The organism is Variovorax sp. Soil_C_26 (assembly GCF_057657075.1).
The window spans coordinates 449,078-469,306 of the sequence record NZ_JBDGJC010000003.1 but is presented as its reverse complement, the minus strand read 5'-3'; the positions used below and the strand labels follow the sequence as shown (position 1 = coordinate 469,306).

At 67.5% G+C, this 20,229-nt stretch carries 20 protein-coding genes and 1 tRNA gene; 11 read left to right on the top strand and 10 right to left on the bottom strand.

Annotation, left to right across the window (positions count from 1 at the left end; translation table 11 throughout):
* Positions 1–71: 71 nt before the first annotated feature.
* The 3 genes from leuA to AC3A6G_RS11640 all read left to right on the top strand — a co-directional run bounded on the left by leuA (position 72) and on the right by AC3A6G_RS11640 (position 4,649).
* Complete coding sequence (leuA, locus tag AC3A6G_RS11650) at positions 72–1,769, top strand: 2-isopropylmalate synthase (RefSeq protein ID WP_487873677.1); 1,698 nt, start codon at positions 72–74, stop codon at positions 1,767–1,769.
* Positions 1,770–1,822: 53 nt separating this feature from the next.
* Positions 1,823–3,361, top strand: coding sequence for a 2-isopropylmalate synthase (locus tag AC3A6G_RS11645; RefSeq protein ID WP_487858921.1), 1,539 nt, complete (start codon positions 1,823–1,825; stop codon positions 3,359–3,361).
* A gap of 115 nt (positions 3,362–3,476) precedes the next feature.
* Positions 3,477–4,649 (top strand): serine hydrolase, encoded by a 1,173-nt coding sequence (locus AC3A6G_RS11640; RefSeq protein WP_487858922.1) that lies wholly within the window; start codon positions 3,477–3,479, stop codon positions 4,647–4,649.
* Positions 4,650–4,692: 43 nt separating this feature from the next.
* Here AC3A6G_RS11640 and AC3A6G_RS11635 read toward each other — a convergent pair whose 3' ends face one another.
* Genes AC3A6G_RS11635 through aat form a run of 3 tightly spaced genes read right to left on the bottom strand, consistent with a single transcriptional unit; the run spans position 4,693 to position 7,070 of the window.
* Entirely contained in the window at positions 4,693–5,526 is an 834-nt protein-coding gene (locus tag AC3A6G_RS11635; RefSeq protein WP_487858923.1) for an IclR family transcriptional regulator, read from the bottom strand.
* A 30-nt stretch (positions 5,527–5,556) separates the two neighbouring features.
* Positions 5,557–6,318 carry an arginyltransferase gene (locus tag AC3A6G_RS11630; protein ID WP_487858924.1) on the bottom strand — a complete coding sequence of 254 codons (762 nt, stop codon included), beginning with the start codon at positions 6,316–6,318 and terminating at the stop codon, positions 5,557–5,559.
* On the bottom strand, positions 6,315–7,070 hold the full coding sequence (gene aat, locus AC3A6G_RS11625) for a leucyl/phenylalanyl-tRNA--protein transferase (protein ID WP_487873676.1): 756 nt from the start codon (positions 7,068–7,070) through the stop codon (positions 6,315–6,317). The genes AC3A6G_RS11630 and aat overlap by 4 nt, the downstream gene beginning before the upstream one ends.
* Positions 7,071–7,286: 216 nt before the next feature.
* Here aat and AC3A6G_RS11620 point away from each other — a divergent pair, with 216 nt between their 5' ends.
* Genes AC3A6G_RS11620 through AC3A6G_RS11610 form a run of 3 tightly spaced genes read left to right on the top strand, consistent with a single transcriptional unit; the run spans position 7,287 to position 11,060 of the window.
* Positions 7,287–9,617 carry a xanthine dehydrogenase family protein molybdopterin-binding subunit gene (locus AC3A6G_RS11620; RefSeq protein WP_487873675.1) on the top strand — a complete coding sequence of 777 codons (2,331 nt, stop codon included), beginning with the start codon at positions 7,287–7,289 and terminating at the stop codon, positions 9,615–9,617.
* A gap of 37 nt (positions 9,618–9,654) precedes the next feature.
* A complete protein-coding gene (locus tag AC3A6G_RS11615) occupies positions 9,655–10,584 on the top strand; it encodes a helix-turn-helix transcriptional regulator (RefSeq protein WP_487858927.1) in 930 nt (309 codons plus the stop codon).
* A gap of 56 nt (positions 10,585–10,640) precedes the next feature.
* The gene (locus AC3A6G_RS11610) at positions 10,641–11,060 is read left to right on the top strand and encodes an SRPBCC family protein (RefSeq protein ID WP_487863778.1); all 420 of its coding nucleotides are present in this window, start codon (positions 10,641–10,643) and stop codon (positions 11,058–11,060) included.
* Here the strand turns inward: AC3A6G_RS11610 and pobA are convergent.
* The gene (pobA, locus tag AC3A6G_RS11605) at positions 11,057–12,238 is read right to left on the bottom strand and encodes a 4-hydroxybenzoate 3-monooxygenase (protein ID WP_487858929.1); all 1,182 of its coding nucleotides are present in this window, start codon (positions 12,236–12,238) and stop codon (positions 11,057–11,059) included. The two genes, AC3A6G_RS11610 and pobA, sit on opposite strands and share 4 nt — an antisense overlap.
* 129 nt (positions 12,239–12,367) lie before the next feature.
* Here pobA and AC3A6G_RS11600 point away from each other — a divergent pair, with 129 nt between their 5' ends.
* The 4 genes from AC3A6G_RS11600 (at position 12,368) to AC3A6G_RS11585 (ending at position 16,908) form a co-directional block, all read left to right on the top strand.
* A complete protein-coding gene (locus AC3A6G_RS11600) occupies positions 12,368–13,138 on the top strand; it encodes an IclR family transcriptional regulator domain-containing protein (protein WP_487858930.1) in 771 nt (256 codons plus the stop codon).
* A gap of 63 nt (positions 13,139–13,201) precedes the next feature.
* Positions 13,202–13,861: a response regulator gene (locus AC3A6G_RS11595; protein ID WP_487858931.1), complete on the top strand. Its 660-nt coding sequence runs from the start codon at positions 13,202–13,204 to the stop codon at positions 13,859–13,861.
* A 151-nt stretch (positions 13,862–14,012) separates the two neighbouring features.
* Positions 14,013–15,362 carry an ATP-binding protein gene (locus tag AC3A6G_RS11590; protein WP_487863902.1) on the top strand — a complete coding sequence of 450 codons (1,350 nt, stop codon included), beginning with the start codon at positions 14,013–14,015 and terminating at the stop codon, positions 15,360–15,362.
* A 73-nt stretch (positions 15,363–15,435) separates the two neighbouring features.
* Positions 15,436–16,908, top strand: coding sequence for a DegQ family serine endoprotease (locus AC3A6G_RS11585; RefSeq protein ID WP_487873674.1), 1,473 nt, complete (start codon positions 15,436–15,438; stop codon positions 16,906–16,908).
* On the opposite strand, the gene AC3A6G_RS11580 is transcribed toward AC3A6G_RS11585, so the two are convergent.
* A complete protein-coding gene (locus tag AC3A6G_RS11580; RefSeq protein ID WP_487873673.1) occupies positions 16,905–17,891 on the bottom strand; it encodes a helix-turn-helix transcriptional regulator in 987 nt (328 codons plus the stop codon). The genes AC3A6G_RS11585 and AC3A6G_RS11580 overlap by 4 nt on opposite strands.
* Before the next feature lie 87 nt (positions 17,892–17,978).
* Between AC3A6G_RS11580 and AC3A6G_RS11575 the strand changes: the two genes are divergently transcribed.
* Positions 17,979–18,383: a GFA family protein gene (locus AC3A6G_RS11575; RefSeq protein WP_487858934.1), complete on the top strand. Its 405-nt coding sequence runs from the start codon at positions 17,979–17,981 to the stop codon at positions 18,381–18,383.
* A gap of 10 nt (positions 18,384–18,393) precedes the next feature.
* On the opposite strand, the gene AC3A6G_RS11570 is transcribed toward AC3A6G_RS11575, so the two are convergent.
* The 5 genes from AC3A6G_RS11570 to AC3A6G_RS11550 form a co-directional block, all read right to left on the bottom strand.
* Positions 18,394–18,606: a hypothetical protein gene (locus tag AC3A6G_RS11570; RefSeq protein WP_487873672.1), complete on the bottom strand. Its 213-nt coding sequence runs from the start codon at positions 18,604–18,606 to the stop codon at positions 18,394–18,396.
* 108 nt (positions 18,607–18,714) lie between these two features.
* Positions 18,715–18,963, bottom strand: a complete 249-nt coding sequence (locus tag AC3A6G_RS11565; protein ID WP_487873671.1) for a hypothetical protein — start codon at positions 18,961–18,963, stop codon at positions 18,715–18,717.
* A gap of 101 nt (positions 18,964–19,064) precedes the next feature.
* Positions 19,065–19,490 carry a DUF6766 family protein gene (locus AC3A6G_RS11560; protein WP_487873670.1) on the bottom strand — a complete coding sequence of 142 codons (426 nt, stop codon included), beginning with the start codon at positions 19,488–19,490 and terminating at the stop codon, positions 19,065–19,067.
* Positions 19,491–19,586: 96 nt separating this feature from the next.
* A complete protein-coding gene (locus AC3A6G_RS11555) occupies positions 19,587–19,967 on the bottom strand; it encodes a hypothetical protein (protein WP_487858938.1) in 381 nt (126 codons plus the stop codon).
* 118 nt (positions 19,968–20,085) lie between these two features.
* Positions 20,086–20,161 (bottom strand) — tRNA-Asn (locus AC3A6G_RS11550).
* Positions 20,162–20,229: the final 68 nt, after the last annotated feature.

Genomic DNA, 20,229 nt, shown 5'->3' with positions numbered 1-20,229 from the left:
TTCGCACCAGCAACGGGCCGTTCGTCATTTGGGGTTGCTGGTTGATCGCCAACCATCACAGAGAAATCGACATGCTCAAGCAACCTCAAGCCAAATACCGCGCATTCGCCCCGATCGGCCTCAAGGACCGCACCTGGCCCGATGCCGTGCTGACCAAGGCCCCGATCTGGCTGTCGACCGACCTGCGCGATGGCAACCAGGCGTTGGTCGAGCCAATGGACATCGCGCGCAAGATGCGCATGTTCGAGACGCTCGTGGCAATCGGCTTCAAGGAAATCGAAGTCGGCTTTCCCTCCGCCTCGCAGGTCGAGTTCGACTTCGTCCGCAAGCTGATCGAGGAAGACCGGATCCCCGACGACGTCACGGTCCAGGTGCTCACGCAGGCGCGCGACCACCTCATTGAGCGCACCTTCGAATCGCTCAAGGGCGCGCCGCGCGCGATCGTCCACCTCTACAACGCCGTGGCGCCCGTGATGCGCCGCGTGGTGCTCGGCATGGACGAAGACCAGATCGTCGAGCTCGCGAGCAGCCATGCGCGCATGTTCAACGACTTTGCCGCGATGCAGCCGGGCACGCAGTGGACCTTCCAGTACTCGCCCGAGATGTTCTCGGGCACCGACGTGGTGTTCTCCAAGCGCGTGGTCGATGCGGTGACCGAGGTCTGGGCGCCGACGCCCGAGCGCAAATGCATCGTCAACCTGCCCACCACGGTCGAGCATTCCACGCCGAACATCTTTGCCGACATGATCGAGTGGATGCACCGCCACCTCGCGCGCCGCGACTCCATCGTGCTGTGCGTGCATCCGCACAACGACCGCGGCACCGGCACGGCCGCCGGCGAACTGGCGCTGATGGCGGGTGCCGAGCGCATCGAAGGCTGCCTGTTCGGCAACGGCGAGCGCACCGGCAACCTCGACCTCGTGAACGTGGCGCTCAACCTCTACACGCAGGGCGTGTCGCCGAACCTCGACTTCTCGAACATCGACGAGATCCGCGCGACGGTCGAGCACTGCAACCAGATCCCGGTGCATCCGCGCCATCCGTATGTGGGCGACCTGGTCTACACCTCGTTCTCGGGCTCGCACCAGGACGCGATCAAGAAGGCCTTCGCCGCGCGCAAGGAGGGCGACATCTGGGACATGCCCTACCTGCCCATCGATCCCAAGGACGTAGGCCGCAGCTACGAGGCGGTGATCCGCGTGAACAGCCAGTCGGGCAAGGGCGGCATGGCCTATTTGCTCGAGAGCGAGTACGGGCTCGAGATGCCCCGCCGCCTGCAGATGGAGTTCATGCAGGTGGTGCAGCGCGCGATGGACGTCGGGGGCAAGGAACTCACGGCGGCCGACCTCTGGCAGCTGTTCGTGCGCGAATACGGCATCGAGACGGCACGCTCGCTGCAGCACCGCGTGATCGAGGAGGAAGGCGAGGGCGCCTCGGTCGTCTTGCGCGGCGACTTGCCGTGGGACGGCGAGACCCTTGCGATCGAAGGGCGGGGCAACGGTCCGATCGACGCCTTCACGCAGGCGCTGAGCCAGGCCACCGGCCACACGGTGCGCGTGATGGATTACCACCAGCATGCGATCGGTGCGGGTGCCGATGCCAAGTCGGTGGCCTACCTCGAACTGCGCGTGGACGAGTCGCAGACGCTGTTCGGCGTGGGCATCGACGCCAACGTGATTTCGGCCTCGCTCAAGGCCATCGTCTCGGGCGTGCGGCGGGCACGCGGGCGCGGCGCGCACAGCGCACAATCGGCGGTTGAGCTCGCCTGACGCGACCACCGCCGTCCGCGCAAGGTGCCAATGAACGAAGAAGGAGATCCACGATGACCGACCAGCTCATTATTTTCGACACCACCTTGCGCGACGGCGAGCAGTCTCCCGGCGCCTCGATGACGCGCGACGAGAAGATGCGCATCGCCAAGCAGCTCGAGCGGCTCAAGGTCGACGTGATCGAGGCCGGATTCCCGGCCAGCTCGAACGGCGATTTCGAAGCCGTGAAGGCGATTGCCAATGCGATCAAGGACGCCACCGTGTGCGGCCTGTCGCGCGCCAATGACCGTGACATCGCGCGTGCGGCCGAGGCGCTGAAGGGCGCGGCGCGCGGCCGCATCCACACCTTCATTGCGACCTCGGCGCTGCACATGGAAAAGAAGCTGCGCATGTCGCCCGACGAGGTGCACGAGCAGGCGCGTCTCGCGGTGCGGTTCGCGCGCAACCAGGTGGCCGACGTCGAGTTCAGCCCTGAGGACGGCTACCGCAGCGATCCCGATTTTCTCTGCCGCGTGCTCGAGACCGTGATCAACGAAGGTGCCACCACCATCAACGTGCCCGACACCGTCGGCTACGCGATTCCCGAGCTCTACGGCAACTTCATCAAGATGCTGCGCGAGCGCGTTCCCAACAGCGACAAGGCGATCTGGTCGGTGCATTGCCACAACGATCTCGGCATGGCGGTGGCCAACTCGCTGGCCGGCGTGAAGATCGGCGGTGCGCGGCAGGTCGAATGCACGATCAACGGCCTCGGCGAACGCGCAGGCAACTGCTCGCTCGAGGAGATCGTGATGGCCGTGAAGACGCGCAAGGACTACTTTGGTCTTTCGCTCAACATCGACACCCAGCACATCGTGGCCGCGAGCCGCATGGTGAGCCAGACCACCGGCTTCGTGGTGCAGCCCAACAAGGCCGTGGTGGGCGCCAACGCCTTCGCGCACGCCTCGGGCATCCACCAAGACGGCGTGCTCAAGGCACGCGACACCTACGAGATCATGCGGGCGGAAGACGTGGGCTGGACCGCCAACAAGATCGTGCTGGGCAAGCTCAGCGGGCGCAACGCCTTCAAGCAGCGCCTGCAGGACCTCGGCGTGACGATGCAGAGCGAGGCCGACATCAACGCCGCCTTCCTGCGCTTCAAGGAGCTGGCCGACCGCAAGTCCGAGATCTTCGATGAAGACATCCTCGCGCTCGTCAGCGCGGAGGAACTGTCGAACGTTGGCGAGCAGTTTGCTTTCGTCTCGCTCGCGCAGCACTCCGAGACCGGCGAACGTCCGCACGCAAGGGTCGTCTTCACGGTCCAGGGCAAGGAAGTCACCGGCGAATCCGATGGCAACGGCCCGGTCGATGCATCGCTCAAGGCGATCGAATCGCATGTCCGCAGTGGCGCGGAGATGGTGCTTTACTCGGTCAATGCGATCAGTGGCTCGACAGAAAGCCAAGGAGAAGTTACAGTTCGGTTACAAAATGCGGGCCGAGTGGTGAATGGCGTTGGGGCAGACCCCGACATCGTCGTCGCATCTGCCAAAGCTTATTTGAGCGCGCTCAACAAGTTACAGAGCCAAGCTGAGAAAGTGTCTGCGCAGGGCTAGGTTTACGGGTCGTCCTTGATGTCGAATGAAGAAAAGGATGCAAGTAACTGATATTGCGTGTCTTTTTTGATTTCGATACACTGCGGTTCTCATTTCGCCGCTGGAGATATTCCCAATGCCTGAAGCCCGTCTCCGCCGAGTTTCCAGCCAGCGGTTCCTGCCCGCCGTCAAAGCCCTCGCCGTCGCGTTCTGCGCCACGGCGTTTTTGCTGTCCGGTGCGCAGGCCGCCAAGAAGGAAAAAACGGTTGCCGCCAAGACCGCCGTGGCCAAGAAGGCCCGCGGCGCGGCACCGGCACAAGTCAAGTCTGCCAAGGCGTCGCGTGGCGCCAAGAGCCGCAGCGAGAAAGTCGTTCGTGGCGGCCGCAACGTGGTCGCCAGCATCCGCAAGAAGAACGGCAAGACCGTGGTGGCCGTGCAGCGCCGCTCGCTGGTCCGTGTCGAAACGCCCGCACGCCAGTCCTTCGGCCAGCTGGCCGGCCTGCACAGCGTCGAGGACGCGCTCGACCTGAAGTCGAGCGTGGCGCTCGTGATCGACCAGGACACCCATGAAGTGCTGTTCAGCAAGAACGACCATGCCGTGCTCCCGATCGCGTCGCTCACGAAGCTCATGACCGGCCTGCTGATCAGCGAAGCCCATCTGCCGAACGACGAACTGATCACCATCACCCAGGACGACGTCGATACCGAAAAGTGGAGCCGCTCGCGCCTTACCGTCGGCACCACGCTCACGCGCGGCGAACTGCTTCATCTGGCGCTGATGTCGAGCGAGAACCGGGCGGCGCACGCCCTGGGCCGAACCTACCCGGGCGGCCTCGCGACCTTCGTTAGCGTGATGAACGCCAAGGCGAAGATGCTCGGCATGAAGGACACGCGCTACGTCGAGCCCACGGGCCTGTCGAGCCGCAACCAGGCGAGCGCCCAGGACCTGGCGCTGCTCGTCAGCGCCGCCTACGCCGATGCGACGGTGCGCGCGCTCTCGACTTCGCCCGAGTACCAGGTCGAGGTCGGCAACCGCGTGCTGCAGTACAACACCACCAATCGCCTGGTGAAGAGCCCCGACTGGGACATTGGCCTGCAGAAGACGGGCTACATCTCCGAGGCCGGCCAGTGCCTCGTGATGCAGGCCAAGGTGGCGGGGCGCAAGCTGATCATGGTGTTCCTGGATTCGGCCGGCAAGTTCAGCCGCATCTCCGATGCCGAGCGCGTGCGCCGCTGGGTCGAGGCCACGCAAGCCTCGAGCACGCCCGCTGCTTCGCGCAACGCGCACATCCTCCAGGCCGCCGGCTGATCGTTGCCGGCGTCCCGGCGCGGCTGCGGCCGCGCGCGGAGGCTCAGGCGACGGCTGAAGAGCCGGTGCCGCCGCCGATCGAAGGTCCGTTGGCCGCGTCGGTGCTCTTGTAGCCCAGTGCTTCCGAGATCTCGTGCGCGGTGGCCTGCAGCTTGGGCAGCCATCCCTCGTCGAGCCGGTCGGCGGGGGCGGAAATCGACAGCCCCGCGACCAGCTTGCCCTGGTCGTCGTAGATGCCGGCGGCCATGCAGCGCACGCCCAGTTCCAATTCTTCGTTGTCGCGCGCGATGCCGTACTGGCGCGCCTTCGACAGCTCGCGTTCGAGCGCGGGCAGCTGCGTGATGCTGTTGCGCGTGTGGCCCGACAGGCCGGTGCGCGTGGCGTAGCTGCGCACGCGCTGCGGATCGTCGGCTGCAAGAAACAGCTTGCCGGTCGAGGTGAGATGCAAGGCTGCCCGCCCACCGATGGCGCGGACCACCTGCATGCCCGAGCGTTCGCTGTACGAGCGCTCGATGTAGACGATCTCGTCGCCCTGGCGCATGCTGAGGTTCACCGGCTGCTGGGTGATCTTGTGCAGCTCGCGCATCGGGCCGAGTGCCGCGTCGCGCACGTTGAGCCGGCCTTTGACGAGGTTGCCGAGCTCGAGCAGCCGCATGCCGAGGCGGTAGCTGCCTGCCTCGGGGCGGTCGACGAAGCGGCCGACCGCGAGGTCGTTGAGGATCCGGTGCGTGGTGGAGGGGTGCAGGCCCGTTTTTTCGCTGATTTCCTTCAGCGAAATGGCCTCCTCGCGCGAGGCGAGCACGTCGATCAGCGCGAACATGCGCTCGATCACCTGGATGACTGGAACGGCAGGAGCGTCGGTTTGGTTTTTTCTCATGGCGCGATGCGGTGTGGACCGGGCGCCATTTTACCTTGTGAAATCAGAAGGCGCTTGCCACTGTCCGTCGATCAGCAGCTCGTGCGGTGCGAAGCGCGCCTTGTAGTTCATCTTGGCGCTGCCCTCGATCCAGTAGCCGAGATAGACGTGGGGCAGGCCCAACTTACGTGCCTGCTCGATCTGCCACATCACGCTGAAGGTGCCGTAGGCGGTGGACCGGGCGGCGCGGTTCTCGGGTTCGTAGAAGGTGTAGACCGCGGAGATGCCGTCGTTCAGCACATCGAGGATCGACACCATCCGGAGCGCACCCACGCTGCCGTCGGGCGACAGCTCGCGGAATTCGACAAGCCTCGAATTGACGCGGCTCTGCAGCAGGAACTGGGTGTACTGGTCGATGCTGTCGTGGTCCATGCCGCCGCCGGCGTGGCGGCCGTTCTGGTAGCGAAGGTAGAGCTGGTAGTGCTCGGGCACGAAGCACAGCTTGAGCACCCGCGCCTGCAGGTTCTGGTGCTGCTTGACGGCGCGCCGCTGGCTGCGGCTCGCGCGGAAGTCGTCGACCCGCACGCGCAGCGGGATGCAGGCCCTGCATCCGTCGCAATATGGCCGATAGGTGAACATGCCGCTGCGCCGGAAGCCGCTCAGCACCAAGTCGGAGTAGGCGTCGTTGTGGATCAGGTGGCTGGGCGTGGCCACCTGCGAGCGGGCCTGCCGGTCGGGCAGGTAGCTGCAGGGGTAGGGCGCCGTCGCGTAGAACTGCAGCGTGTGAAGCGGGAGATCCTTGAGGTGCGTCACGGCGTTCCGGAGGGTCGTGCGGAAAGGAGTTCTGCCCAGTATACGGGCTCGAAAAGCCATCGTGGGCCCTGCTGTTGACGTGCCCGTGCCACGTGCGCCACGAAGCGCTGGCGGGTCATTTCGCGCGCACCCAGGCTCGCGAGGTGCGACGTATTCTGCTGGCAGTCGATCATCTGGACTTCGAAGCGGCGGCACAGGCTCACCAGCGCCGCGAGCGCGATCTTCGACGCATCGGGGCGGCGCGTGAACATCGATTCGCCGAACACCGCACGCCCGAGCGCCACGCAGTAGAGGCCGCCCGCGAGCTCGCCGTCGATCCAGGTTTCCACACTGTGCGCGTGCCCGGCCCGGTGCAGCCCGATGTAGGCCTGCACCATGTCGGGAACGATCCAGGTGCCCGACTGGCCCACGCGCGGCGCCTGTGAGCAGGCCTGGATCACGGCCGCGAAATCGTGGTCGATGCGGATCTCGCAGCCGGGCGTCTGCGCGAACCGCGCCAGCGTCTTGCGCAGCGACCGGTGCAGCTTGAAGTCGGCCACCTGCAGCACCATGCGCGGGTCGGGGCTCCACCAGAGGATCGGCTGGTCGTCGCTGAACCAGGGGAACACGCAGCGGCCGTACGCCTGCACCAGCGTGTCGACGTCGAGCGCGCCGCCGGCGGCGAGCAAGCCGGGGACGGGGTCGGTCGCACCCCAGGCCGATGCGGGATCGGGCAGTGCATCGCCGGGTTCGAGCCATGGCAGTTGTTGCATGCCCGTAGATATACACGGCTTCGCACGGGTTTCAGGCGCAGAGGGGAAAATGCCGCCTTCGAGGCAGGCAGCAAACGATTGCGGCCATCGTTCTACGTTCGTTCTAGGTTGTCCACCCAATCGTGCGCGACTATCCGAAGCCCATATAGTGCAGCCTCCACTGCACCCAGATGCCAGCCAACCGCCCAGACCTGCGCGGCAGCCAAGAGGACCACGTTGACCACTGAATCCCATCCCACGCGCTTCGGCAGCGGCCACGCGGTCCGCCGCCTAGAAGACGAAAGCCTGTTGGCCGGTGCCGGCCGCTACACGGACGACGTCACGCTGCCCGGCCAGTCGCACCTCGTGTTCCTTCGCTCGCCCTATCCACATGCGCGCATCGTGTCGATCGACACGGCCGCTGCCGCAGCCATGCCGGGCGTTCTGCGCGTGTTCACCGGGGCCGAACTCGCCGAGGCCGGCGTCCAGCCGATGCCGGGCGCCGCGGGCTTCAAGCGCGCCGACGGCAGCGACTGCGCCAGCCCACCGCGCCGGGCCATGGCGCATGAACGGGCCCGCTTCGTCGGCGAGGCCGTGGCGGCGGTGGTGGCAGAGTCGTTGCGCGAGGCGCGCGATGCGGCAGAAGCGGTCGTGGTCGACTACGAGCCGCTGCCGATGGTGGTCGATCTTGCCAGCGCCAGCGCCGAGGGCGCGCCGCTGCTGTGCGAGGAGGCCACCGGTAACGTTGCCGCGGAAATGCGCCATGGCAGCAGCGATGCCGCCGCGGCCGCTTTCGCCGAGGCGGCGCACGTGGTGGGTCTCGACGTGGTCAACCAGCGCGTGGTCGCGCTCACCATCGAACCGCGATCCGTGCTCGCCGCGCCCGACGCCCAGACCGGCCGGCTGACGGTTCGCATGAGCACCCAGATGCCCTCGGGGGTGCGTGACACGATCTGCGGCGCCCTCGGCCTTGCCAAGGAGAAGGTGCGCGTGGTGGTCGGCGACGTCGGCGGCGGCTTCGGCATGAAGACCGGCGCCTACCCCGAAGACGTCGCGGTCGCGTTCGCCGCGCTCCAGACCGGCCGCCCCGTGAAGTGGGTCGCCGACCGCAGCGAGGAGTTTCTTTCGAGCGCGCACGGGCGCGACATCCAGGCCCGGGCCGAACTCGCGCTCGACACCGAAGGCCGCATCCTCGCGCTGCGCATCCGCACGCTGGCCAACGTCGGCGCCTATGCCACCGGCACCGGCGTCGCGATCCAGCTACTGATCGGTCCCTGGGTGCAGACCAGCGTCTACGACATCCAGACCATCGATTTCCACTTCAAGGCGGTGCTGACGAACACCGCCCCGACGGGGGCTTACCGCGGTGCCGGCCGCCCCGAGGCGATCTTCACGATCGAGCGGCTGATGGACGAGGCCGCGCGCCAGACCGGCATCGACCGCATCGCGCTGCGCCGGCGCAACTTCATCCGCCCCGAGCAGATGCCTTACAGGAATCCGATGGCGCAGACCTACGACACCGGCAAGTTCGAATCGGTGATGGACCAGGCGCTGGCGCTGGCCGACTGGAGCGGCTTCGAGGATCGGGCGGTCGAATCGGCGCGGCGCGGCATGCACCGCGGCCTCGGCATCGCCACCTTTCTCGAATGGACTGGCGGCAACGTGTTCGAGGAGCGCGTCACCGTATCGGTGCAGGCCGACGGCGTGATCGAGGTGTTCTCTGCCGTTAACGCGATGGGCCAGGGCATCGCGACCTCGCTGGCGCAGCTTGCGGTCGATGCCTTCGGCGTGCCGATCGAGAAGGTGCGCGTGGTGCTCGGCGACACCGACCGCGGCGACGGCTTCGGCAGCGCCGGATCGCGCTCGCTCTTCACGGGCGGCTCGGCGGTGCGCATCGGCGCCGAACGCACCATCGACCGCGCGCGCGAACTCGCGGCGCAGGAATTCGAAGCCGCCATCGACGACGTCACCTACAGCCGCGGTGCCTTCAGCGTGGCCGGTACCGATCTCTCGCTCGACCTGTTCACGCTCGCGGGCCGGCAACCCGGGCGCGAGATCTTCGTCGATTCGACCAGCAGCGTCGCCGGCCCGACCTGGCCCAACGGCTGCCACATCTGCGAGATCGAGATCGATCCACCCACGGGTGAGATCAGCGTCGTGGCCTACAGCTCGGTCAATGACGTCGGCCGCGTCATCAACCCGATGATCGTACGCGGCCAGCTCGAAGGCGGCGCGGTGCAGGGTATCGGCCAGGCGCTGTACGAGCAGGTGGTGTACGACGAGGAAACCGGCCAGCCGCTCACCGGCAGCCTGATGGACTACGCCGCCCCGCGCGCGGACATCGTCGGCGCGATGTTCCAGATGGAAATGGACGAATCGACGCCATGCGCGAACAACCCGCTCGGCGTGAAGGGCGTGGGCGAGCTCGGCACCATCGGTGCCACGCCCGCCATCGTCAATGCGGTGGCCGATGCGTTCGCGCGCAACGGCTTCGCATCTAGCGCGCCGCGCCTGCACATGCCGCTGAGCCCGGCGCGTGTGTGGCAGGCGATGCACACGGTGGACTGACAGCCGTCCCACACGGCAGCCGGCGGCGTCCCGAACCATGCGCGTCACCAACGAGCTGCAGACCGCCAGCATCCGCGTCTCGCGCTACAGCTGCGATGCGGGGCCGGGCGCCAAGGCCTTCGCTGAAATGCACACCGGCCATTCCGTGTCGTATGTGCGGCGCGGCAGCTTCGGCTACCGCGCGCACGGCCAGGCCTACGAGCTCGTCGCGGGCTCGGTGCTGGTGGGCTGCCCGGGTGACGAATACGTCTGCACGCACGACCACCATGCGTGCGGCGACGAGTGCCTTGCTTTCCATTTCTCGCCCGGCTTCGTCGACCTGATCGGTGGCGACCGGACCGTCTGGCGCACCGCCGGCTTGCCGCCGGTGGCCGAACTCATGGTGCTCGGCGAGCTCGCGCAGGCTGCGGCCGACGGACAGGTCGACGCCGCGCTCGACGAGCTCGGCATCTGGTTCGCACGCCGCTTCGTCGAAGTCGTCTCTGGCGGCGGCAGGAAGGTTGCCAGAGACGAGAGCGCCGCACCGCGGGACCGCCGGCGCGCCGTCGACGCGGCGGTGTGGATCGATGCCCACGCGCACCGTGACATCGGGCTCGACAGCGCCGCGGCCGAAGCGGGCCTGAGCGCCTTTCATTTCCTGCGGCTGTTCTCGCGCGTGCTTGGGGTCACGCCGCACCAGTACCTCGTGCGTGCGCGACTGCGCCATGCCGCGCGACTGCTGGCCGATAGCGAAGACCGCACGATCACCGAGGTGGCGCTCGATGTCGGCTTTGCCGACCTGAGCAATTTCGTGCGCACCTTCCACCGTGCTGCGGGTGTGTCGCCAAGCGGATTCCGCAAGGCCGCGCGCGGCGACCGCAAGATTCTCCAAGACCGGATCGCTGCACTGCTCGACGATGACCGCCTGATCCACCCATCGAACAGGAAGCCATCTCATGTACCACGCCATCCGACTGAAGCCCGCTGACCACGCCACGAGCGGCCACAACGCGCGCCTTGCGCGGCTCTGAAGCGAGCCGCACCATGGCCACGATCTACAAGGAATTCACCGTCGAAGCCGATGCGGCCCAGGTTTGGGACGCGCTGCGCGACTTCGAGGCGGTGCACACGCGGCTCGCGCCGGGTTTTCTCACCGCCTGCACCATCGATGCAGAGGGCGCGCGCATTCTCGGCTTTGCCAACGGCCTCGTCGCGCGCGAGGTGCCGGTCGGGCTCGACGATGCGCAGCGCCGGCTGGCCTACACCGTGACCGGCACGAAGGCCGCGCACCACCATGCGTCGGCGCAGGTGTTCGAGGCAGGGCTGGGTCGTTCGCGCTTCGTCTGGATCACCGACGTGCTGCCCGATGCCATGGTGGCCTACATCGAGCCGATGATGGTCGACGGCTGCACAGCCATGAAAGCTGCGCTCGAAGGGCGCACCGCCGCCGTCCCGCCCGCCTAGAAGTCCTCGAGCGGCAGCCCGACGTAGTTTTCCGCCAGCGCGGTGGAGGCCGCCTGCGAATGCACCAGGTAGTCGAGCTCGGCCTCCTGGATCTTCTGGCCGAAGGCGCCGGTCTCGGGAAAGCGGTGCATCAGCGAGGTGAACCACCACGAGAAGCGCTCGGCCTTCCAGACGCGGCGCAGGCAGAGGTCGGAATAGCGGTCGAGTGCCGAGGCCGATTTCTCGCCGTAGAAGATCTCGAAGGCGCGCGACAGGTAGCCCACGTCCGCGGTCGCGAGGTTCAGCCCCTTGGCACCGGTCGGCGGCACGATGTGCGCCGCATCGCCGGCGAGGAACAGCTTGCCGAAGCGCATCGGCTCGGCGACGAAGCTGCGCAGCGGCGCGATGCTCTTCTCGAGCGAAGGGCCGGTCACCAGCCGCTCGCGTGCTTCGGGATCGAGCCGCGCACGCAGCTCGTTCCAGAACGCCTCGTCGCTCCAGTTCTCCACCCGCTCCTCGGTCGGCACCTGCACGTAGTAGCGCGAGCGCGTGGCACTGCGCATGCTGCACAGCGCGAAGCCGCGTTCGGTGTTGGCGTAGATCAGTTCGTGCGACACCGGCGGCACGTCGGCGAGCACGCCGAGCCAGCCGAAGGGGTAGATCTTCTCGTAGGTCTGGATCGCGCCCGCCGGCACGCTCGCGCGGCTCACGCCGTGGTAGCCGTCGCAGCCCGCAATGAAGTCGCAGGCGATCTCGTACTGCTGGCCGTCTTTTTCGTAGCGAACGCGCGGCTGGCCCGCGTCGAAGTCGTGCAGGCTGACGTTGGCCGCGCTGTACACGGTGGTCAGGCCTTCGGCCTCGCGGGCGGCCATCAGGTCGCGCGTGACCTCGGTCTGGCCGTACACCGTAACCTGCTTGCCGCCCGTGAGCCCGTGCATGTCGATGCGATGCCGCGCACCCTTGAACAACAGCTCGATGCCTTCGTGCGGCAGCCCTTCGGCGTGGGCGCGCGCGTCGACCCCGGCCCGTGCCAGCAGGTCCATCGTGACCTGTTCGAGCACGCCGGCCCGGATGCGGCCGAGCACGTAGTCGCCGCTCTGGCGCTCGACGATGATGTTGTCGATGCCGGCCTTGAACAGCAGCTGCCCGAGAAGCAGGCCAGCCGGGCCCGCGCCGATGATCGCGACCTGTGTGCGCATGTACGTGTCTCCAGTGGAATGCCAGGAGCGTAGGGCGTCCACCGGCAGGCGTGCGTGCGCCGCGCGAGGCTCTGTGCGATCATGCGACCGGCTGCGCGATCATCGCGCAACACTTCGAAGAAACCACTGATGACCATCGCCAAAGCCGACTTCATCGAGGGCATCGCCAAGGGCATGGCCGTGCTGGAGAGCTTCGACACCGAGCGCCAGCGCCTCAACGCCACGCTGGCCGCCGAGCGCGCCGGCCTCACGCGCGCGGCCGCGCGGCGGCACCTGCTCACGCTCGCGCACCTCGGCTATCTCGAGACCGATGGCAGCTACTTCTGGATGGCACCCAAGGTGCTGCGCTTCTCGGGCAGCTACCTGGCTTCGTCGCGGTTGCCGCGCGCGCTGCAGCCCACGCTGAACCGGCTTGCGTCGCAGACCGGCGAGTCGTTCTCGGCCGTGGTGCTCGACGGCGAAGAAGTGGTCATCATTGCGCGCAGCGGCAGCTATGGCTCGCCGACCCGCGTGCTCGCCTACGGCCTGCACCTGGGCGCCCGGCTGCCGGCCCATGCCACGTCCACCGGCCGTGTGCTGCTCGCGGCCATGCCGTCAGCGCAGTTCACGCAGTGGCTCAAGGGGCGGCTCCTCGCGCGGTTGACCCCGCACACCACCACCCAGGCGCGCAGCCTGCGCCAACTGGTCTCGCAGGTGCGCAAGGACGACTGCTGCTTTGCGAGCGAGGAGCACGAGCTCGGCGTGCAGGCGCTCGCGGTGCCGCTGCGCGACATGCAGGGCCACACGGTGGCCGCGCTCAACGTGGTGCTGTCCGGCACGCGCTACCAGGAAGAGGCGCTGCGGCGCGAGATGCTGCCGCTGCTCTTCGAGGCGGCGCGCGAGGTCAGGGCGTTGCTCTGATCACGGTGCGCCGATGAACTTCCGCGCGGGCCTCGCCTCGAATCGCGACAACCGGACCTCACCATGCGACTCCTGCTCCTCGAAGACGACGTGATGATCGGCGAGGCCGTGCTCGACCTGCTGCGCGCCGAGCAGTACGCCGTCGATTGGGTGAAAGACGGCGATGCGGCCGAGACGGCACTGCGCACCCAGCACTACGACCTGGTGCTGCTCGACCTCGGCGTGCCGCGGCGCGACGGACTCGAGGTGCTGCGCAATCTGCGCGCGCGCAAGGAGCGCATGCCGGTGCTGATCGCCACGGCGCGCGATTCGGTGCAGCAGCGCATCGAAGGGCTCGATGCCGGCGCCGACGACTACGTGCTCAAGCCCTACGACCTCGACGAGCTGCTGGCGCGCATCCGCGCCTTGCTGCGCCGCGCTGCGGGCCGGGCCGAACCGGTGTACGAGCACATGGGCGTGAGCATCAACCCGGCCACGCGCGAGGTCTCCATCGGCGGCCAGCCGGTGGTGCTCTCTGCGCGCGAGTGGGCGGTGCTCGAGCCGCTGATCGCGCGGCCCGGCATGGTGCTCTCGCGCGCCCAGCTCGAAGAAAAGCTCTACAGCTGGAAGGACGAGATCAGCAGCAATGCGGTCGAGGTCTACGTGCACGGCCTGCGCAAGAAGCTCGGTGCCGAATTCATCCGCAACGTGCGCGGCGTCGGCTACATGGTGCCGAGACTATGACTCTCCCCCAGGCTTCGCGCACTTCGTGTCGCTTCTCCTTCCCCCTCGCCGGGGGCAACACCAGCGGCCCGGCGAAGCCGGCTCCGCGGTGTTCCTGGCCTGGGCCTCGGCTGTTTCGAACCGCGCGCTCGTGGATCTGCTTGGCGCAGCGATGATGAGCGTGCATCGGTTTTTTGGCTCCCTGCGTGCACGCCTGCTGTGGTTTTTGCTCGCGGCGATCGTGCTCGCGGCGGGGGTGCAGGCGCTGGCGGCGTACCGCACGGTGCTGCGCGAGGCCGACGAGATCTTCGACTACCACATGCAGCAGATGGCGCTGTCGCTGCGCGCCGGGCTGCCGCCGAGCGCGGCCGTGGGCGGCATCGGCAGCGGCGAGCAGAACTTCGAGTTCGTGGTGCAGGTGTGGACTGCGGACGGCGTGCGCATCTTCGAGTCGGCCGAGCAGGCGGCGCTGCCGCAGCTCGCGGTGCTGGGCTTTGCCGAGGTGCGCGCGCGCGGCAATACCTACCGCGTGTTCTCGATGCAGACCCGCGGCCTCGTGATCCAGGTGGCGCAGGACATGGCCGCGCGCCGCAGCATGGCGGGCGCGCTGGCGCTGCGCACCATTGCGCCGGTGGCGCTGATGGCGCCGCTCCTGATGCTGGTCGTCTGGTGGGTCGTGAGCCGGTCGCTCGCACCGGTGGCACGCGTGCGCGGGCAGGTGGCCTCGCGCCAGGCCGACGATCTTTCGCCGGTGAGCGAGGAAGGGCTGCCCGACGAGGTGCGCCCGCTGGTGCAGGAGCTCAATCTCTTGTTCGGCCGCGTGCGCCATGCCTTCGATGCGCAGAAGCACTTCGTCGCCGATGCCGCGCACGAGCTTCGCTCGCCGCTTGCCGCACTCAAGCTGCAGGTGCAGGGCCTGCAGCGTGCGCCCGACGCAGCCACGCGCGAACTCGCAGTGAGTCGGCTGGTGGCCGGCATCGACCGCGCGACGCGGCTCGTCGAGCAGATGCTAGCGTTGGCGCGCCACGAGGCGAGTATGGCCGCAGGCGCGAAGCCCGAACCGGTCGACCTGGCCGAGGTCGCGCGGCTCGCCATCTCCGATGCGATTGCGGCCGCACAGGCCAGGCGCATCGACGTCGGCATTTCCCATGCCGACGCGGCCGTGGTGCCCGGCCAGCCCGAGGCGCTGCGCATGCTGTTGCGCAACCTGGTCGAGAACGCCGTCAAGTACACGCCCGAAGAGGGCAGGGTCGACGTGGCGGTGACGCAGCGCGGCGATGCCGCCGTTGAACTCAGCGTGGACGACAGCGGCCCGGGCCTGCCGCTCGCCGAGCGCGCGCGCGTGCTCGACCGCTTCTACCGCGCGGGCGAGCCGCAGGCGCCCGGCAGCGGCCTCGGGCTTTCGATCGTCAGGTCGATCGCCGAGCTGCACGGGGCGCAGGTGGCGCTCGACACGTCGCCGAGCCTGGGCGGTCTGCGCGTGGTGGTGCGCTTTGCCAAAGAGGGCGCCGCCCGCGTTTAAGCGGCGCTTAAGCCAGCGCAACGACATTCCTTTCATCGCATCAGCGTCTCGACGCAATGAAAGGAACCGATCCATGAACACCCGACTGACTTCGCCCCGTGCCCTGGTGCTCGCCCTGGCCACCGCGGGCGTGATCGGCGCCGTGGGCGCCGGCGCCTACAGCAGCGCGAGCGCCCTGAACGCCGCCACCGCCACCAATGCCGCCGCACCCGCGGCCATGGTCACGCTGCCGGATTTTTCCACCATCACCTCGCGTGACGGTCCCGCGGTGGTCAACATCAGCGTGACCGGCAGCGCGAAGGCCTCCGACGCCGAAGCGGCGGCCGGGATGCAGGGCATCGATCCCGACGATCCGATGTTCCAGTTCTTCCGCCACTTCCAGGGCCAGCCGGGCCCGCGCAGTGCCCCGCGCGACGTGCCGGTGCGCGGCCAGGGCTCGGGCTTCATCGTGAGCGCCGACGGCATCATCATGACCAACGCGCACGTGGTGAAGGACGCGAAGGAAGTCACCGTCAAGCTCACCGACCGGCGCGAATACCGCGCCAAGGTGCTCGGCACCGACGAGAAGACCGACATCGCGGTGCTCAAGATCGACGCGAAGAACCTGCCGACGCTCGCGCTCGGCAGCACCAAGGACCTGAAGGTCGGCGAATGGGTGCTGGCCATCGGGTCGCCGTTCGGCTTCGAGAGCACGGTCACGGCGGGCGTGGTCAGCGCCAAGGGCCGCACGCTGCCCGACGACGGCTACGTGCCGTTCATCCAGACCGACGTGGCGGTGAACCCCGGCAACTCGGGCGGCCCGCTGCTCAACACGCGCGGCGAGGTGGTCGGCATCAACTCGCAGATCTACAGCCGCAGCGGCGGCTACCAGGGCCTGTCGTTTGCGATTCCGATCGACGTGGCGGTGCAGGTGAAGGATCAGATCGTCGCCACCGGCCGGGCCACGCACGGACGCCTCGGCGTGGCCGTGCAAGAGGTGAACCAGGCTTTCGCCGATTCGTTCAAGCTCGACAAGCCCGAAGGCGCATTGGTCTCGAACATCGAGAAGGGCGGCCCCGGCGACAAGGCGGGCCTGAAGGCGGGCGACGTTATCCGAAAGGTCGATGGGCATCCCATCGTCGCGTCGGGCGATCTGCCGGCTGCGATCGGACAGCGGGCGCCGGGTACGAAGGTCACGCTCGACGTGTGGCGCCAGGGCGAACCCAAGGCGCTCAGCGCCACGCTCGGCGATGCAAGCGACAAGCAGACGAAGGTCGCCGCCAACGACAGCGCCGCCGGCCAGGGCAAGCTGGGCCTTGCGCTGCGGCCGCTCGCACCGGAGGAAAGGCGCAGCGCCGCCGTCGACGGCGGCCTGCTGGTCGAGGACGTGACCGGCCCCTCCGCGGCGGCGGGCGTGCAGGCCGGCGACGTGCTGCTCGCGATCAACGGCACGCCCGCCAAGAGCGTGGACCAGGTGCGCGAGGCGGTCACGAAGGCCGACCGATCGGTGGCGCTCCTGATCCAGCGCGGCGACGACAAGATCTTTGTGCCGGTGCGGCTCGGCTAAGGCGGGGTTGCTGCTGGTGTTGCGGCTGCGGCATCCGCCGCGCGCTGCAGCCGCGCCGCGACCTGCGCCAGGTGCGCGACGAGTTCGGGCGGCGACTCGATCTCGAACGCGTGGCCGAGGCAAGCGAGCCAGACCGCCAATGCATCGAGCGAATTGCCTGCCGTCTCGATGCGCGTGTGGTGCGGCCCCACCGCCTCGGGCACGCCCCCGACCCACGACAGCTGCGGCGCCAGTACGGCGAGCGGTGCATGCACCAGCACCCGTGCATGGTGCAGGAACGGCGCCACGGTGAGCGCATGCTGCATGTACGCCTCGATGTCGCCATGGGGCAGCCTGCGTGCCGTGAAGCGGGCGCCGGTCGGCGCCGGATCGACGATGCGGTCGAGCCGAAAGGTGCGCCAGTCGGCGCGCGCCGTGTCCCAGGCCAGCAGGTACCAGTGCTGCCCGGTCTGGACCACGCGGTGCGGCTCGGCCGTGCGGGCACTCGCGGCGCCCTGGTGGTCGCGGTACGCGAAGCGCAATTCCTGCTGGTCGGTGCAGGCTTCGGCGAACAGCGAGAGCGCTGTCATGCGCACCCGCGACCGGCTTCGCATGACCGGCACCACCGCGCCACGCACGCTGTCGAGCCGTTTCTGCAGCCGCGGCGGCATGAGCTGCTCGAGCTTGGCCAGCGCGCGCAGTGCGGCGGTCTCGATGTCGCCGCGCGCGCCACCGCCCGGATTGCCGAGGCCGAGCGCTACGGCGATGGCTTCTTCGTCCTCGAGCTGCAGAGGCGGCAGCGAGGCCCCCGCGCCCAGGCGGTAGCCGCCGGCCACGCCGGACGTGGAGTCGACGGTGTAGCCGAGGCTGCGAAGCCGGTCGACGTCTCGCCGCAGCGTGCGCTCAGTGATGTCGAGCCGGCCGGCCAACTCGGCACCGGCCCATGAACGTTGCGCCTGGAACAGCGACAGAAGGCGCAACAGGCGTGCAGAAGCGGACAGCATGGCCCGATCATGCCTGCGATCGAGGACAGAAAGTGTCCGCAATAGGCCGTAGCCTCCGTGCTTCTCTCTTTCACACGAGGACACGCCATGAAGAAGACCTATAACGGAAGCTGCCACTGCGGCCAAGTGCAATTCCAGGCCGACATCGACCTGGCCGCGGGCACCGGCAAGTGCAACTGCTCGATCTGCACCAAGGCACGCGGCTGGGGCGCGATCGTCAAGCCCGGCGCCTTCCGGCTGCTCGCGGGCGAACAGGAACTGTCGGTCTATCAGTTCGCTACGCACAGCGCCGAGCATCTTTTTTGCCGCCATTGCGGCATCCGCCCGTTCGGGCGCGGCAACGTGCCCGAGATCGGCGGCGCCTACGTGAGCGTCAATGTCGCCTGCCTCGACGATGCCACCCCGGTGGAGTTGGCCGAGGCGCCGGTGATGTACATGGACGGTCGCCACGACAACTGGTTCGAAGCGCCGGCCGAAACCCGGCACCTCTGAAGCGCGCGGCTCAGGAGGGCTTGTCGCCCGTGCCGTCGTCGGACGCCTTCTGCGCGTCGAGTTCGTCCTTGATCGAGCGGTTGCCGCGCAACGCGAGGAAGAGGGCGACACCGAGAACAAGGATTGCAATCACGGCCACGATGCCGCCGTCGAGCGCCCACCACCAGAACAGCCCGCCTGCGATGAGCAGCAGCGCGATGATGAGAAATGATTTCAGTTGCATGGAGACCGGGCCGGTAGTACGTAGGCGGTAATGTACGCGGCGTTACTGTTTGTGGCCCGGCCGGGGCTGCTGGGACATACCCTCTTTTCGGCAATTTCTCCAACTGCGCTAACGGTTCTCGCTGTCGTATTCGTGTGAGAGCTCGCTCCGTCCTTCGGGTGTTATGCGCTTGACCACTGCAGACTCGTAGTCCTCGAAGGCGCCGCGCAGGTCGAGCGGCGGCGAGATTTCCGCTTCCACACAGCCCGCCGCCTGGAGCACGGCAATGGCTTGGATCACCCCGCGATCGCGCACATGGAGCGGGAAGCTGGCCCGCTCGATCTCGAGCAGGTATTCGATCGGTGTTGCTGCGCCCATGTGCAAATAGTGATCAGAGCGATTTGGTACGGGCCCAGGTGTTGTCCGATGGCCCTTGTGCGGCCGGCCCTACAGATGTCGGCGGGAACCTGCCGGCCGCCTCATCTCCTGACCCCGTCTTCCGCCATCCGCATCCAGCGGTGGTCGGTGTGCCTGCCTTCGTATTCCTTGTCGATCTCGTCGATGACCTGGTCGGCGTTCTTGGGATCGACGGCCGCAAGGATGGCATCGATCTTCGCTTCGATCCGGTCATCGCCCTCCTTGGATTGCGGCGAGCCGACCCACAGCAGGAAGGCCAGGCCTCCGATCTGCCAGATCAGCTGCAGGAACTCCGACTGCCAGTTCTCCAGCGTGTCGCGCCCCATCTGGAGGGCATAGCCGCTGAACTCGATTGCGTGGCCGAACTGCTTCTGCTCGTCCACATAGGAGAACCAGCCGAAGATCCAGTGGCCCACCAGCGAAATGAGGAAGAAGCCGAGGGTCACCCAGCCGTAGCCGTAGAGCTTCCAGATCGATCGGTTCTTCATTGTTGTTGTCCTTGCGATGTTGCTGAACACCGCCAGTCTCTCGCCGCGTCGAGCGCGGGTTGGAGGAAACAACCTGAAGTTGTGCGCCGGGATTTCCTACGGCCCGCGAGGCGCTGGGGCGGTGTCGCCAACCGCTCGGCGCGCGCAGACCTCGAACCGCCATGCGGCGAGGCCAGCGGCAACGAGGCTCAAGGCCCACGACACGCCGAGGTACGCGTACATGAGAAAGGCCAGGCCAACCTTCAATATGGATGCCCAGATCGAGGTGTCGTCGCCAACCATGTAGAACTCGGCCAGCGCGATGACGCCCCACCACACGGGCAGCGGCAGCGCCGTGACGCACAGGCCGTAGAAGAGGGTGGCAGCCATCGGCCCGATGCGCCGCCGGGCGACGGCCATCTGCACGATCAGGAACAGCACGCCGCTCAACAGCAGGGGTGCGGCCAGGCCGAGAAGGATGCAGTAATCGAGGACCATGCCCGCACTGTAAATTGCCAGCGAGGCGGCGACGCCTGACGATGGATGAGCCGCCCAAATGAAAATGCCCCGCCACCTTTGGGGTAGCAGGGCATCCAGGAACCGCGAGGGTTTGTTTTGGCTCCTCGACCTGGGCTCGAACCAGGGACCTACGGATTAACAGTCCGGCGCTCTACCAACTGAGCTATCGAGGAACAAGCCTCAGATTATAGCGTGGTTTTTTTGAGGTTTCGAGCAGGCGAATGTGGCCGCATAAATTTCT

Excerpts from the sequence above, each read along its gene's own strand:
- leuA (WP_487873677.1), top strand. The coding sequence starts at position 72 with ATGCTCAAGCAACCTCAAGCCAAATACCGCGCATTCGCCCCGATCGGC.
- AC3A6G_RS11645 (WP_487858921.1), top strand. The coding sequence starts at position 1,823 with ATGACCGACCAGCTCATTATTTTCGACACCACCTTGCGCGACGGCGAG.
- AC3A6G_RS11640 (WP_487858922.1), top strand. The coding sequence starts at position 3,477 with ATGCCTGAAGCCCGTCTCCGCCGAGTTTCCAGCCAGCGGTTCCTGCCC.
- AC3A6G_RS11635 (WP_487858923.1), bottom strand. The coding sequence starts at position 5,526 with ATGAGAAAAAACCAAACCGACGCTCCTGCCGTTCCAGTCATCCAGGTG.
- aat (WP_487873676.1), bottom strand. The coding sequence starts at position 7,070 with ATGCAACAACTGCCATGGCTCGAACCCGGCGATGCACTGCCCGATCCC.
- AC3A6G_RS11615 (WP_487858927.1), top strand. The coding sequence starts at position 9,655 with ATGCGCGTCACCAACGAGCTGCAGACCGCCAGCATCCGCGTCTCGCGC.
- AC3A6G_RS11610 (WP_487863778.1), top strand. The coding sequence starts at position 10,641 with ATGGCCACGATCTACAAGGAATTCACCGTCGAAGCCGATGCGGCCCAG.
- pobA (WP_487858929.1), bottom strand. The coding sequence starts at position 12,238 with ATGCGCACACAGGTCGCGATCATCGGCGCGGGCCCGGCTGGCCTGCTT.
- AC3A6G_RS11600 (WP_487858930.1), top strand. The coding sequence starts at position 12,368 with ATGACCATCGCCAAAGCCGACTTCATCGAGGGCATCGCCAAGGGCATG.
- AC3A6G_RS11595 (WP_487858931.1), top strand. The coding sequence starts at position 13,202 with ATGCGACTCCTGCTCCTCGAAGACGACGTGATGATCGGCGAGGCCGTG.
- AC3A6G_RS11590 (WP_487863902.1), top strand. The coding sequence starts at position 14,013 with ATGATGAGCGTGCATCGGTTTTTTGGCTCCCTGCGTGCACGCCTGCTG.
- AC3A6G_RS11585 (WP_487873674.1), top strand. The coding sequence starts at position 15,436 with ATGAACACCCGACTGACTTCGCCCCGTGCCCTGGTGCTCGCCCTGGCC.
- AC3A6G_RS11580 (WP_487873673.1), bottom strand. The coding sequence starts at position 17,891 with ATGCTGTCCGCTTCTGCACGCCTGTTGCGCCTTCTGTCGCTGTTCCAG.
- AC3A6G_RS11575 (WP_487858934.1), top strand. The coding sequence starts at position 17,979 with ATGAAGAAGACCTATAACGGAAGCTGCCACTGCGGCCAAGTGCAATTC.
- AC3A6G_RS11570 (WP_487873672.1), bottom strand. The coding sequence starts at position 18,606 with ATGCAACTGAAATCATTTCTCATCATCGCGCTGCTGCTCATCGCAGGC.
- AC3A6G_RS11565 (WP_487873671.1), bottom strand. The coding sequence starts at position 18,963 with ATGGGCGCAGCAACACCGATCGAATACCTGCTCGAGATCGAGCGGGCC.
- AC3A6G_RS11560 (WP_487873670.1), bottom strand. The coding sequence starts at position 19,490 with ATGAAGAACCGATCGATCTGGAAGCTCTACGGCTACGGCTGGGTGACC.
- AC3A6G_RS11555 (WP_487858938.1), bottom strand. The coding sequence starts at position 19,967 with ATGGTCCTCGATTACTGCATCCTTCTCGGCCTGGCCGCACCCCTGCTG.